Consider the following 12,364-nt stretch of genomic DNA (forward strand, 5'->3'; position numbering starts at 1 on the left):
ACTCGATGTCCTCTCCGTGGATGGGCGCGTACGCGGTGGCGCGGTCATCGCGCGACGCTCACGTACTTGGTCTCGGTGAACTCCAGGAGCCCGTCGTGGCCGCCCTCCCGCCCGAGGCCGCTGCCCTTCATGCCGCCGAAGGGCGCGGCGGGATCGGAGAGCAGGCCGCGGTTGACGGCGACCATGCCGAACTCGAGCGCCTCGGAGCAGTGCGTGGCGAGCCGGAGATCACGGGTGTACAGGTAGGCCGCCAGGCCGTACCCGGTGTCGTTCGCGAGCGCGACGGCCTCGTCCGCGTCGTCGAAGGTCACGACCGGCGCGACCGGACCGAAGATCTCGTGGCGGAGCGCGTCGGCCTCGGGCGGCACGTCGGCGAGGACGGTGGGGGCGTAGAACCAGCCGGGCCGCTGTTCGGCGGCGCCGGTCACGACCTGCGCGCCGGCCTGCGTGAGCGAGGCGACGGTCGTGCCCATCGAGACCTGTGCGCGACGGTTGATGACGGGGCCGAGGTCGACGCCGGCGCGGCTGCCCGGCCCCACCGAGACCGACCGCATCCGCTCGGCGAACCGTTCGGTGAACTCGGCCACCACCCGCCGGTGCACGTAGAACCGGTTCGCCGCCGTGCAGGCCTGGCCGCCGTTGCGCATCTTGGCGACCATGGCGCCGTCGACCGCGGCCGCGACGTCCGCGTCGGCGTGCACGAGGAACGGGGCGTTGCCCCCCAGCTCCATGGAGCAGCTGATCACCTGATCGGCCGCCTGTCGCAGCAGCAGCCGCCCGACCTCGGTCGAGCCGGTGAAGCTGAGCTTGCGCACCCGCGGGTCCCGCAGAACCGCCTCCACCAGCGGGCCGGGGTCCGCCGTGGGCAGGATGTTCACGAGCCCGTCGGGGATGTCGCAGCGCGCGAGGATCCGTCCCAGGGCGAGGGCGGTCAGCGGAGTCTCCTCGGCTGGCTTCAGCAGCGTGCCGCAGCCGGCCGCGAGCGCCGGCGCGATCTTGCGCGTCGCCATCGCCAACGGGAAGTTCCAGGGTGTGACGAGCAGGGCTGTCCCGATCGGCTGGTGCCGCACGACGATGTCGGCGCCGCCGTCCGGGGCGGACAGCAGCTGCCCGTAGTTGCGCACGGCCTCCTCGGCGTACCAGCGGAAGAACTCCGCGGCGTACCGGACCTCGGCCAGCGCGTCGGCGCGCACCTTGCCGTTCTCGGCGACGATGAGGTCGGCCAGCTCGTCGGCCTCGGCCATCACCGTCGAATACACACGCCGCAGAAGGACGGACCGCTGGCGAGGGCTGACGGCCGCCCAGTCGGCGCCCGCGCGCTGCGCGGCGTCGATCCCGGCCAGCGCGTCCGCCGGGCCGGCCGAGGCGACGTCGGCGATCACCCGTTCGGTGGCCGGATCGGTCACCGAGAAGCTCGTTCCCTCCGATGCCGCGGTCCACCGGCCACCGATCAGCAACTGGTGGGCCGTAGCCGTCGTGGAAGTCATCGGCCGACCGCCTTGAGCGAGAGAAGATCTCCGGCGTCCGTGCCGAGGCCCGCCTGCTCGGCCCGGGCCAGGACGGCATGCGCGAGCGCGACGTCCTGGGTGGCCAGGCCGACCGACTTGTAGAGCGTGATGTCGTCGTCGTGGCTGCGACCGCGTACTCGGCGCGCGACGGCGTCGGACAGGTTCGCCGCGGCGGTGAACAACCCCTCGTCAGCCCGACGGGCCACGATGGCGTCGCCAGCCTCGCTGAACACCTGGACGGCGGAGTCGCACACGATCGCGTCGAAACGGGCGAAGGCGTCGGTGGTGAGCTCGTACTGGTCTCCACGGGCCGCGCCGATCGAGTTGACGTGCATGCCCGCCCGCAGGTGCGAGGCGGCCAGCACCGGAGTCGGCGACTTGGTGGCGAGGACGACCAGATCGGCGCCGTCCACCGCCTCCTCGACGCTGGAGCAGGCGACCAGCTCGTCGACGAGCGGGTCGGCCATGTCCGTGACGAACGCGGCGCGGTTCGCGCTCGACCGGCTGTAGACGGCCACCTGGCTGGCCGGCCGGACGAGGCGCATGGCGGCGAGATGGTGCCGGGCCTCGGCGCCGGTCCCGATGACAGCCAGGCGGTCGACGTTCTTGCGGGCCATCAGGTCGGTCGCGACCGCCGTGCTGGCGGCGGTCCGCATGGCGGTGATCAGTCGAGCGTCGAGGATGCCGCGCAGCTCCCCTGACGGGAGGTCATAGATCCAGATGGCGTACCGGACCCCGACCCGCGGAGCGAGGTTCATCGCCTTGAAGCCGAAGGTGTTCAGCCCACCGATAGCGACGGGCATCAGCCGCAGCCATCCGCCGCCCGCGGGGACGTCCAGCCGCCGGGGCGTGTCGGCAAGGCCCTCCGACTGTAAACAGAAGACATCTCTCATCGCGTCGATGGCCAGTTCCATCGTCAGGGTCGAGGCGACGTCGTCGTGGCGGAGTATCAGCATGGGTTCGCTTTCGGATCAGGCGCCCGGACGACGTTCTCGTCCAGGTCGGTATCGGGCCGGCGGCCGGGCGGCGGCGCTGCTGCCCCCCTCGAGCTCGGAGATCCCTGGGGATTCAGAGATCCAGGACGAGCCGCGGTGAGCGTGCTCTGGAGACGCAGATGTACATACGGTCACCGCGGTCGCGCTCCTCGTCGCTCAGGATCACGTCGCGGTGGAGCGGGACGCCGTCGAGCACGCGGGTCTCGCAGGTGCCGCAGAAGCCCTCCTCACACGAGGAGACGACCGTCGGGACGACCTCGGCGACGACGTCGAGGACGGTGCGGCCCGGCGGAACGGTGACGGTGATGCGACTGCGCCGCAGCTCGACGTCGAAGCTCGTCTCGTCGTCGACATGAGCGGGCTCGACAGGCCGGCCCGCGCTGAATCGCTCCGTGTGTACGCGTCCGCCCGGCAGGTGCGTCGCCACGGCGCCCTCGAGGGCGGTGAGCAGGCCCTCGGGCCCACAGCAGTAGATCTCGGTGCCGGGCCGGAGGCCGCGCGCGATCCCGGCCAGGTCGAGCGGTCCGGCCTCGTCCTCGGGCACGACATGGACCCGCGAGGGATCCAGGGCACGAAGCTCGTCGACGAACGCCATGGCCCGCCGGCTGCGCCCGCCGTAGTACAGCGTCCAGGGCGCGCCGGCGCGGTGCAGGGCGCGGCACATCGCCAGGATCGGGGTGATGCCGATGCCGCCAGCGACGAGCACGTATCGCGCCGCGGGGACGAGAGCGAAGGTGTTGCGCGGCGCGCTCACCGTCAGTCTGGACCCGATTCCCACACTGTCGTGGATCTCCCGCGAGCCTCCCCGCCCCTGCGCCTCGCGGCGGACGGCGATCGTGTACCCGTCGCGGTCGTCGGGCAGGCCACACAGCGAGTACTGGCGGACCAGCCCCGACGGAAGGACCACGTCCACGTGCGCCCCGGCGCTCCACTCGGCAAGCGGCGCCCCCGCCGGGTCGACGAGCCGTAGCAGGACGACATCGGCGCTGACCCGCGTGACGTCGGCGACCCTGACCACGAGCCGCTGGACGGTCGCGGGGACGGCGTTCGTGGTCGCAGGGGCGGTGTTCGTGGTCATGCGGCCACGCTCCCCACCGGGCTCCGGCGCAGATAGTCAGGCAACAGGACGTCGACGGGCACGGCCACGCCGGGGCAGCACAGCGGCTCGTAGGACTCGCCCGGGAGCAGGTCGCGGGCCGGCCACGCGTAGTCGTGGCGGGCCGGCGCGGGCCGCATGACGCGCATCCGCCCCGCCTGCGGGTCGGCGAAGCAGTACTCGGCGATGCCCGCGCGTCCGTAGAGCAGCCGCTTGGGTCCCAGCGCGAACCGGGCGGTGGACTCGACCCGCAGTTCGATGACCGTCTCCGGAACAGGCGCGCCGTCGCGGACGAGGGAGATCGCCGGGACCACATGGTTGCGGGCATCGAGATCGAACGGGCGGAAGACGGCGACGACGAGACTCGACGTCGTGCGCAGCGCGTCGGTGAGGGCGTCGGCGATCTGGTTGATGGCCCGCATCAGCAACGGCGTCGGCTCGGCGCGCACGAACGGCGCGCCGTCTATCAGCTCGTAGCGCCCGGTCTCGCCTCGGAACAGGTCGTCGGGCCGATCGAGCGTCATAGCCCGTCACCCGAGTTCTCGTCGAGTCCCATCATGTCGCGCCAGGCGTCCCAGAACTGACGCAGCCGGTTGTCGTCGCCGCGTGTGCCGGTCGTCGCGTCGGCTCCGCGGGCGATCACGCTGAAGCGCAGGAGCGGGGCGGAGACGCCGGCCTGCTGCTTCAGGAAGACCGGCGCGTCCTCTTCCTCGATGGGATTGGCGAACCAGTAGCGCTGGTTGCGGCGTCGCACCTCACGCACGTCGTCGTCGTCGGACGCCAGTCCCAGCGTGCGGTTCTCCATCACCGACTCCGTCGGCGACAGGACGCGAAGGAAATCGATCGAGATCATGTTCCAGCGCAGCATGATCATCGTGTCCGGGAACAGGTTGACGATCCAGCCGTCGCCGACCTCCAGCCCCGGGAAGGGGTTCGTCGCGACGTACTCCCAGTCGGCGGGGTCGAAGCCGGCCGGGTCCGCCCCGAGCTGCTGCACCGCGTGGCCGTTCGCGAAGAGCCGGTAGGGCCCCGGCGGGCTGGCCTTGCGCAGGAACGGGTGGACGAAGGGCACGTGGTACCCGTCGCGGCCGTTCTCCGTCACGACCTTCCAGTTCACCGGTATCGGCTGGGGCGGGTTGCTGTTGATGACCGCGAACTCGGCCAGACCGAGTGGCTTCGCCATCGTCTCGAGGAGCTCCTCGCCCAGCCACGCACGCAGCGTCCCGTGCTCCTTGGACAGGTTGACGAAGACCAGCCCGAGCTCGATGGAGCAGTCGACCTCGATGAGCGGGTAGTTCTCCTTCTCGAAGCCGGTCCCGTCGTACGCCGCCTCCTGCGAGATGCCGACCAGGTCGCCCGTCAGCGAGTAGACCCAGAAGTGGTAGGGGCAACGGAAGGCCGAACAGTGCCCGCGCGCCTCGTCGACGAGCATGCTTCCCCGGTGCCGGCACACGTTCAGGAAGGCATGGACCTTGTTCTCCCGGTCGCGGGTGATGAGCAGCGGATTGCCGAACAGGGTGGTGGTGACGAAGTCGCCGGTGTTGGCGATCTCGGACTCGTGCGCGACGAACAGCCAGGACCGCAGGAAGATGCGCTCGACCTCGCGGTCGTAGGTCCGCTGGTCGGTGTACACACGGTTGTCGACGACCCGGCGGCCACCGAGCTTCTCGATCGCCGCCGACATGTTGTCAGTCATGAGGGGTCCTTTCTGCCGTGCCGATGGCGGGCATTGCGTCGGCCCCGACGGTTTCACCGGTGACCAGGGCGCCGGACGTCATGCGCACGGTCCGGTCGGCGAGCCGGTCGAGCACTGTCCTGTTCTGCTCGACGACGAGCAGGGTCATCGTTCCCCTGAGCTGCGCCAACGCGTCGGTGAGGACGTCGACCATGGCTGGCGACAGGCCCTGGCTCGGTTCGTCGAGCAGCAGGACGTCGGGTGAGGTCATCAGGGCGCGGCCGATCGCGAGCATCTGCTGCTCGCCGCCGGACAGGACCGCGCCAGGGACGGCCGCCCGCTCGGCCAGGCGCGGGAACAGCTCGTAGACGCGGGCGCGTCGGACCTCGAAGGGCTCGTCCGTCCGGGCGCGGCCGCTGCCGACCTCGGTGATGGCGAGATTGGCCTCGACGCTGAGGGAGCCGATGACCTGCCGTCCCTCGGGAACCAGGGCGAGCCCCGCCCCGAGGCGCCGGTGGCTCGGCAGTCGCTCGATGCTCGCACCGTCCAGCGCGATCCGGCCCCGGGCGGTGCGGTTGGCCCCGGCGATCGCGGACAGCAGCGTCGACTTGCCCGCCCCGTTCGGGCCGATGACCCCCAGCACCTCCCCGGCACGCGCGGTGACGGTCACCTCGCGGATCACGGTGATCTGCCCGTATCCGGCGCTGAGGCCCCGCACCGTCAGCTCGGCGCCGCGGCCGGATCTCGCCTCGTTCCCAGTGGCCCCGGCCGCGGTCGCCGCTGCCGTTGCCGTTGCCGCCCGCGGCCGCGTCACCGTCGGCGCCGTGCCCGGCCGCGGGGCGCGCCCGCCGGCGGCCACGGCGGCGGGACGACGGTCGGGGGTCGCGAGGTCGGCCGCCCGGCCGCTCCACGTCACCCGCCCGTTCTCCATCGCGTACACGTGGTCGGCGATGTCCCTGATGAAGTCGAGGTTGTGGTCGATCACCAGGATCGCGGCACCGGCCGAGCGGAGCTGTTCGAGCCAGGTACGCAGCGCCTCCACCTCCGGCGCCGACAGCCCGACCGCCGGCTCGTCCAGCAGGAGGACCGAGGCGGAGGAGAAGACCGCGCGGGCGAGCTCGACGTACTTGCGCTCGCCCGTCGACAGCGTGGCCGCGGGCCGGAGCGCGAGATGGTCGAGCGAGAGGCTGGCCAGCGTCGCCGCGGCCCGCGCTCGGCCGTCCCGCTCGCCGCGCGGGCTCCTGCGCAGCAGCGGCCGGTGCGACGCCTCGGGGCCGACGACGATGTTGTCGAGCGCGGACAGGTCGCCGACCAGGCGGGGCACCTGGAACGTGCGGATGATCCCCCGGCGGGTGCGTCCCGCCGGTCCGACCTGCGCGATGTCGTCCGGTCCGAGGGTGATCGTCCCGCGGTCGAGCCGCTCGATGCCCGAGATGACGTTCACCAGGGTGCTCTTTCCGGCGCCGTTGGCGCCGATGACCGCGGTCACCGCCCCGGCGCGCACGTCGACGCTGACGTCGTCGAGGGCCACGACCGAGCCGAAGCTGCGGTGGGCGTTGCGGACCAGGAGGTCGCCGGCGTGCCGGGGAGCGGTGTCCGCGGTCCGCGCGACCGTCGGCAGCGCGCTCTCGCGCGCGGCGACCCGGGTGTGCGCGCGGTCCCGGACGAGGCGGCGCCACCCCGCGATCGCGGCGCCCTCCACCCCGGTCGGCAGGTACAGCACGACACCGAGCAGGACGACGCCGTACACGAGCAGCTCGTAGTCGCCGAAGCCGCCGAGCCCGGACTGGAGCCAGTAGATGACGAAGGCGCCGACGACGCCGGCCAGGCGAAGTCCCGTACCCCCGATGACCACCAGCATCGTCAGCTGCACGGACGTCACCACCGACACGCTGTCCGGGCTGACCAGGCCCTGCGAGGTGAACAGCAGCACCCCGCTGATGCCGGTGAAGGTGCCGCCGATGGTGAACAGCAGCACCTTGGTCCGCGCCACGGGCACCCCGAGCACGGACGCGGCCAGCTCGTCGTTCCGGACGAGGCGGAAGAGCCGGCCCCGCTTGCCCGCTACGGTCCAGCTCATCGCGAGCAGCACGACGGCCACCAGGACGACCGAGGCGACGTACCAGTCGGTCGCGGTGGACAGCCGGGTCACCCCGAGGTCGAGTTCGGGCAGCGAGACGAAGCCGGTCCCGCCACCCGTCCCAGGCAGTGCGAGAAGCAGGGAGCTGAACGCGAACGACAGGCCGAGCGTGGCGACCCCGAAGTAGTGCCCGGAAAGACGCACGAGCAGGAGTCCGAGCAGCAGCGCGGCCAGCGCGCAGAAGACGACGCCCAGGCCGGCGGCCGCCAGGACCGGCCACCCGAAGGTGAGGTGCGCGATCGCCGTGGTGTAGGCGCCGACGCCCATGAAGATGGCGCCGCCGAGGGACAGCATGCCCCCGTAGCCGAGCATCAGGTTCAGCCCGGTCGCGGCGATGCCGTAGATGCAGACCAGGGTCATGAGGGTCAGGTTGAGACCCGTCAGGCCGTACCAGGGGCTGAAGAAGGCGAGGACGGCGACGGCGAACGCGGCGCCCCGATGCGTCGCGAGCTGCCGCAGCCGGTCTCGGCCGTCGGCGCGCTGCGCCCTGCGCAGCGGTGTGCCCGTCGCGCCGGACGGGCCGGTGTGGACCGCTGGTGTGGTCATGCGCGGCTGACCCCACCGAATCGGACGCCCCGGCTGAGCAGGACGACGCCGGCGAGCAGGACGCCCCCGAGGACGACCGGCACCTGGTACAGCGGATTCCAGTACGCCCCGACGATGCCCTGGACGAGCCCGAGAGCGAGGCCTCCCCAGAGCACCCGCGTCACGCTGGTCATGTTCGCGAAGGCGGCCGCGACGAACCCGTTGAGCGTGACGGCGAGCCCGCTGTTGTAGCTGATTCCGGTGGCCGGGACGATGAGCAGGGCGCTGAGCGCCCCGATCGCGCCGGCGAGGCCGAAGGACAGCTGCCGCAGCCGCGCCGTGTTGACCCCGAGCAGCTCCGTGGCCCGTGGCGACTCGGCGCTTGCGGTCATGGCCTTCCCGGTGGTCGTCCAGCGGAAGAACGCGGCCAGCGCGAGCGGCACGACGACGGCGACCCCGACCGCGAGAACGGCCTGGCGACTGATCGCCGCCCCCTGCATCCGGATCGGCGAACCCGTGAGCATGGCCGGGAAGTTGCGTGCGTCCGCGCCGAAGGCGACGTTGAGCACCCCTTCGACGAGTACCGCGAAGCCGAGGGCCACGATGATGAGCCGCCCCGGCTGCCAGTCCAGGCGGGGACGGAGGATCACCCGTTCGAGGAACAGGGCCAGCGCGACCGCCGCGGCGAGCCCGATCACGCCGGCCAGCGCCAGGGCCAGACCGGCGGCCACGAGCTTCGCGATGACCAGCCCGGCCACGGCGAAGCTCTCGCCGTGGGCCAGGTTCACGACCCGGGAGCTGCGGTAGCACAGGACGATGCCCGCGCCCATGAGCACGAACAGCGACCCGTTGGCCAGCGACGAGAACAGGGTTTGAAGCGCCAGAGTCATGGTCGATCCGGCCCTTAGAAGTTCTCGCCCACGGGGACCCAGCTGCCACCGGCCTCGTCGGTCGCCTTGACCACCTGCGTCGGCACGCCGGACGCGACGTTCAGGGCGGGATTCGAGAAGGTCAGCGGCGACCCGAGGCAGGTCGTGGTCTTGCTCAGCAGGTACTTCTGGATGGCGTCGGCCGAGCTGGCCTTCGTGTCGTCGATCGCCGCCTTCATCAGGCAGCTCGCGTAGGCGAACGAGGAGCCGACGGAGTCGACCGGCTTACCGATCGCCTGCTGGTAGTCGGCCTGGAAGCTGGTCCATTCCTTCGTCACCGCGGGCGGGAACGCCGAGCCCTTCGCCATGGTGGCGATGCCGAAGAGGTTCTTCGGGACCCCGCCCGAGAGGGACCGCAGGAAGTTGTTGGTCACGTTGCCGTTGCCGACGACCACGGGGAGCGTGAGGCCGAGGGTCCCCGCCGAGGACAGGACCACGTTGGTCGGGCTGCCCAGCGTCGCGGAGAAGACGAGACCGGCGCCCTGGGACCGTAGCTGCACGAGCTGCGGGGTCACGTCCGTCGCGGTGGGCTCCATCGGAGACGCGACCACGGAGAGACCAGCGCTCGCGGCAGCGGCCTTGATCGCCGCGAGCTGTGCGGTGCCCGAGCTGTCGCTCGTGTAGATCACACCGAGCGTTCCGATGTTGTTCGACTTCGCCATCGCGATCATGGGCTGCACGACGGTGCCGAACAGGGGGACGACCTGGAAGGACTTGCTGCCGCCCTTGGGCAGCATCACCGGGATGATCGACAGCGACACCTGGTTCGCCAGCCGCGTCTGCGCGCTCTGCGCGGCAGGAAGACCGGTCATCAGGACGACGACATGGGAGTTGACCGAGCCGACCTGTGCGGCGCACTGCGCCCCGCCGGCCGGCGTGCTCTTCGAGTCGCAGTACTTGACCTCGAGCTTGCGCCCACCGGCGCCGCCCTCGGCGTTGAACTTGTCGACCCATAACTGGAACGCTAATTTCGACGCCGCGCCGGCGTTCGCCGCCGAGCCCGTCTGGTCGACGATCCCGCCGATGACCCAGGAGTCGCCGCCGCCGCCCGCCGCCGCGCCGGAGTCGCCACCCCCGTTCGAGCAGGCCGCCAGGCACACCGCGGCGGCGACCGGCGCCGCCGCCAGCGTGCCCAGCCGACGTACGCGACCAGGCCGACGGCCGACGGCGTCGGCGAATCTTGCTTTCATGAGGTGCCTCCAGGGCTCTGCGTGGACCGGCGCCATCGGTGCGGCCGATGTCGGACGGGCTGCCACCGCGGACCACCCGTCGATCACGGTGGTCCGCCGAGTTCGGTATCGCTGCTGAATGCGGTGTTGGTGTCGGCGGCCGCTGCCGGCCCGGCCGTGGCTATCGCTTCGACGTGGCCTTCGAGAACAGCGAGCCAAGCTGGTCGACGCGCTCGGACCCGGCGCCGATGGCCGCGAGGTAGGAGGCCATCGGCTCGCGGTTGTCCTGACTGAGAAAAAGCACCGCCATCGGATGCACACCGTGGCGATGTAGCCATGCGTAGTCCTTCGCCAGGATGGCCGCGCGCTCCTCGGCCTCAAGGCGATAGCCGTCCAGGAATTTGTCCCGCAACGGGGCGAGGCGAACCGGGTCGGGAGAGCGGTGGCGATCGCGGATCAGCCGTTCGATCTCAGTGACCGCCATCGAACTCACCTCCGGCCGGCCGCACCTGACTAGTCGGTCTTGCTTTCGCCTCGCGCGGCCCGGCCACGTCCCACGCGACCTGGTACCCCCCGACGTTCCAGCCGGGAATGAAACTTTCCTCGACGATCGACTCGACTCGGCAGTCGGACATCGCCGCCGCGACCGAGATCCAGCTCCGGATCTCGTTGGCGCCGTCCCCGCCCTCGTCGATCTGTTCCTGGCTCATCGTCCGGAGCGCCTCGAGATCTCCGGCCCGCAGATGCCCGATGAACCACTCGTCGAACTCGACGTTCAGATCACCGTGCCGCGCGTTGCCAACCCAGTGTGAGATGCCTCCGGCGGCAACGAGAGCGACGCGCCGACCGGCGGGGTCCTGCTCGATGAAGGCGCGGAGCAGGACGCCGAAGTCATAGGCACGTCTGGCTGTGTGCATGGGCGACCAGATCGTGTTCTGCAGCACGGGAACCACCGGCACGTCGTTCTCAGGGCGGAGGAGATGCAGCGGCAGCCCGACACCGTGGTCGAGAACGAGCTCGCTCGAGTGCGCGACGTCGAAGTCGTTCTCATAGGCGAAGTGGACGAACGCGCGCGCGAAGTCCGGCGCCCCGGGGATCTTTGCGTCGGGAAGATTGAACTCCGGGATACAGGCGTGCGTGCTGCCGATCCCGACGACGAAGGGAGGGACGTTCGTCGACAGAATGTTCGTGATGTGTTCGCTCGACAGCACGACCAGAACGTCGGGGCGGGCTGCCGTGAGGCGTTCGCGCAGGCGAGCGAACCCGTCGTAGACCGCGGTCCGCTGATCGTCCGGGGCGAGCTGCGGCAGACCGGTGATGAACGGTGCGTGCACCGTCGCCACCGCCGCAACCACGTCGCTCATGGGTCCTCCTCGACCTCGGTAGTGACAACTGTATCCACTTCGGATGGAGTGTCAAGGGTCACGACGAGGGCCTCAGCCAGCCCTTACGCTCCACCGGCGCCGCCACCGGTACGGCCACCGGAACTCCTTCCGCGGGAGGCGGTACGTTGATCGACAGGTGGAGGGTGGGCCCCTCCGGAGCCCAGTTGCGGTGCGGGACGCCCTCCGGGAAGACGACCAGACTCCCTGGGCCAGCGACGTGGCGCTCTTCGTCGATCTCCAGGTGCATCAGGCCTTCGAGGACGTAGAAGATCTGCTCGAACGCGTGCGTGTGGAGCCCTTCTGGGGAGCCTCCACCCGTCGGCGTGCGAATAAGACTTGCTGAGACGCGGTCGGCGCCGGTGGCCCGATCGAGCAGCGGCAGCGAAAGACGTTCGTCGGCGGCGCGGGCCACGAAGGCGTCGCGATCGATATGCCGCACAGGGGTATCTCTGCGATCCGTCACGTGTGCTCCTCCTGCGATGAGGTCCGGCAGGCTCCCATAGCCGCCGCCGGTTGGCAAGAGCACGTCCGCGGTAATTGGGTTGGAGCAACGGCCGGGCATGCGACCCCTACCGCAGATGCAATTTCTCGCGAGACGACGTGATCGCCAGTGTGGTCAGGTAAGAGGATCTCGGATTCTCGCGCGGTGTCGGGGTAGTTGACCGGAAGAAAGAGGCAACGACGTCGCAGCGCGTCGGAGAGCTCGCGGGTGCCGTTGGATGTCAGGAACACCTGTGGCTGGCTGCGGGCCCGCATCGTGCCGAGCTCGGGAATGGTGACCTGAAAGTGCGACAGGACCTCCAACAGCAGAGCCTCGGTCTCGACCTCCACTCGGTCAATCTCGTCGATCAGAAATACTAGCGGCTCCGCGGCCAGGATTGCTTCCAGCAAGGGTCGCGCCAGCAGGAATTCTTCACTGAACAGCGCCGCGGATCGGCGTCG

The 12,364-nt window shown here is 70.6% G+C and carries 12 protein-coding genes; all 12 read right to left on the reverse strand.

The window, feature by feature from the left end; genetic code table 11:
- Positions 1-44 precede the first annotated feature (44 nt).
- Complete coding sequence (locus FRCN3DRAFT_RS0223980; RefSeq protein WP_007513317.1) at positions 45-1,487, reverse strand: NAD-dependent succinate-semialdehyde dehydrogenase; 1,443 nt, start codon at positions 1,485-1,487, stop codon at positions 45-47.
- Positions 1,484-2,464 carry an ornithine cyclodeaminase family protein gene (locus tag FRCN3DRAFT_RS45945; protein WP_007513319.1) on the reverse strand — a complete coding sequence of 327 codons (981 nt, stop codon included), beginning with the start codon at positions 2,462-2,464 and terminating at the stop codon, positions 1,484-1,486. Before FRCN3DRAFT_RS45945 ends, FRCN3DRAFT_RS0223980 begins: the two co-directional genes overlap by 4 nt.
- A gap of 112 nt (positions 2,465-2,576) precedes the next feature.
- Positions 2,577-3,581 (reverse strand): PDR/VanB family oxidoreductase, encoded by a 1,005-nt coding sequence (locus FRCN3DRAFT_RS0223990; protein ID WP_007513321.1) that lies wholly within the window; start codon positions 3,579-3,581, stop codon positions 2,577-2,579.
- Positions 3,578-4,123: a Uma2 family endonuclease gene (locus FRCN3DRAFT_RS0223995; RefSeq protein ID WP_007513323.1), complete on the reverse strand. Its 546-nt coding sequence runs from the start codon at positions 4,121-4,123 to the stop codon at positions 3,578-3,580. The genes FRCN3DRAFT_RS0223990 and FRCN3DRAFT_RS0223995 overlap by 4 nt, the downstream gene beginning before the upstream one ends.
- Positions 4,120-5,295 carry an aromatic ring-hydroxylating oxygenase subunit alpha gene (locus tag FRCN3DRAFT_RS49780; protein WP_007513324.1) on the reverse strand — a complete coding sequence of 392 codons (1,176 nt, stop codon included), beginning with the start codon at positions 5,293-5,295 and terminating at the stop codon, positions 4,120-4,122. The genes FRCN3DRAFT_RS0223995 and FRCN3DRAFT_RS49780 overlap by 4 nt, the downstream gene beginning before the upstream one ends.
- Positions 5,288-7,960, reverse strand: coding sequence for an ATP-binding cassette domain-containing protein (locus FRCN3DRAFT_RS0224005; protein WP_027140882.1), 2,673 nt, complete (start codon positions 7,958-7,960; stop codon positions 5,288-5,290). Before FRCN3DRAFT_RS0224005 ends, FRCN3DRAFT_RS49780 begins: the two co-directional genes overlap by 8 nt.
- The gene (locus FRCN3DRAFT_RS0224010; protein WP_007510957.1) at positions 7,957-8,829 is read right to left on the reverse strand and encodes a branched-chain amino acid ABC transporter permease; all 873 of its coding nucleotides are present in this window, start codon (positions 8,827-8,829) and stop codon (positions 7,957-7,959) included. The genes FRCN3DRAFT_RS0224005 and FRCN3DRAFT_RS0224010 overlap by 4 nt, the downstream gene beginning before the upstream one ends.
- 14 nt (positions 8,830-8,843) lie before the next feature.
- Positions 8,844-10,058 (reverse strand): ABC transporter substrate-binding protein, encoded by a 1,215-nt coding sequence (locus FRCN3DRAFT_RS0224015; RefSeq protein WP_007510955.1) that lies wholly within the window; start codon positions 10,056-10,058, stop codon positions 8,844-8,846.
- 160 nt (positions 10,059-10,218) lie between these two features.
- Positions 10,219-10,521, reverse strand: coding sequence for a hypothetical protein (locus tag FRCN3DRAFT_RS0224020; RefSeq protein ID WP_007510953.1), 303 nt, complete (start codon positions 10,519-10,521; stop codon positions 10,219-10,221).
- A complete protein-coding gene (locus tag FRCN3DRAFT_RS0224025) occupies positions 10,508-11,401 on the reverse strand; it encodes a DODA-type extradiol aromatic ring-opening family dioxygenase (RefSeq protein WP_007510951.1) in 894 nt (297 codons plus the stop codon). The genes FRCN3DRAFT_RS0224020 and FRCN3DRAFT_RS0224025 overlap by 14 nt, the downstream gene beginning before the upstream one ends.
- Positions 11,402-11,459: 58 nt before the next feature.
- Positions 11,460-11,885, reverse strand: a complete 426-nt coding sequence (locus tag FRCN3DRAFT_RS45955; protein ID WP_157845251.1) for a cupin domain-containing protein — start codon at positions 11,883-11,885, stop codon at positions 11,460-11,462.
- Positions 11,882-12,313 carry an AAA family ATPase gene (locus tag FRCN3DRAFT_RS58240; protein WP_198536027.1) on the reverse strand — a complete coding sequence of 144 codons (432 nt, stop codon included), beginning with the start codon at positions 12,311-12,313 and terminating at the stop codon, positions 11,882-11,884. The genes FRCN3DRAFT_RS45955 and FRCN3DRAFT_RS58240 overlap by 4 nt, the downstream gene beginning before the upstream one ends.
- Positions 12,314-12,364: the final 51 nt, after the last annotated feature.

Source organism: Pseudofrankia saprophytica (assembly GCF_000235425.2).
GTDB classification, from domain to species: domain Bacteria; phylum Actinomycetota; class Actinomycetes; order Frankiales; family Frankiaceae; genus Pseudofrankia; species Pseudofrankia saprophytica.

Bases quoted from the DNA above. Each gene is read 5' to 3' on its own strand.
- FRCN3DRAFT_RS45945 (WP_007513319.1), bottom strand. From the start codon at position 2,464: ATGCTGATACTCCGCCACGACGACGTCGCCTCGACCCTGACGATGGAA.
- FRCN3DRAFT_RS0223980 (WP_007513317.1), bottom strand. From the start codon at position 1,487: ATGACTTCCACGACGGCTACGGCCCACCAGTTGCTGATCGGTGGCCGG.
- FRCN3DRAFT_RS0223990 (WP_007513321.1), bottom strand. From the start codon at position 3,581: ATGACCACGAACACCGCCCCTGCGACCACGAACGCCGTCCCCGCGACC.
- FRCN3DRAFT_RS0224015 (WP_007510955.1), bottom strand. From the start codon at position 10,058: ATGAAAGCAAGATTCGCCGACGCCGTCGGCCGTCGGCCTGGTCGCGTA.
- FRCN3DRAFT_RS0224020 (WP_007510953.1), bottom strand. From the start codon at position 10,521: ATGGCGGTCACTGAGATCGAACGGCTGATCCGCGATCGCCACCGCTCT.
- FRCN3DRAFT_RS0224005 (WP_027140882.1), bottom strand. From the start codon at position 7,960: ATGACCACACCAGCGGTCCACACCGGCCCGTCCGGCGCGACGGGCACA.
- FRCN3DRAFT_RS0223995 (WP_007513323.1), bottom strand. From the start codon at position 4,123: ATGACGCTCGATCGGCCCGACGACCTGTTCCGAGGCGAGACCGGGCGC.
- FRCN3DRAFT_RS49780 (WP_007513324.1), bottom strand. From the start codon at position 5,295: ATGACTGACAACATGTCGGCGGCGATCGAGAAGCTCGGTGGCCGCCGG.
- FRCN3DRAFT_RS0224025 (WP_007510951.1), bottom strand. From the start codon at position 11,401: ATGAGCGACGTGGTTGCGGCGGTGGCGACGGTGCACGCACCGTTCATC.
- FRCN3DRAFT_RS0224010 (WP_007510957.1), bottom strand. From the start codon at position 8,829: ATGACTCTGGCGCTTCAAACCCTGTTCTCGTCGCTGGCCAACGGGTCG.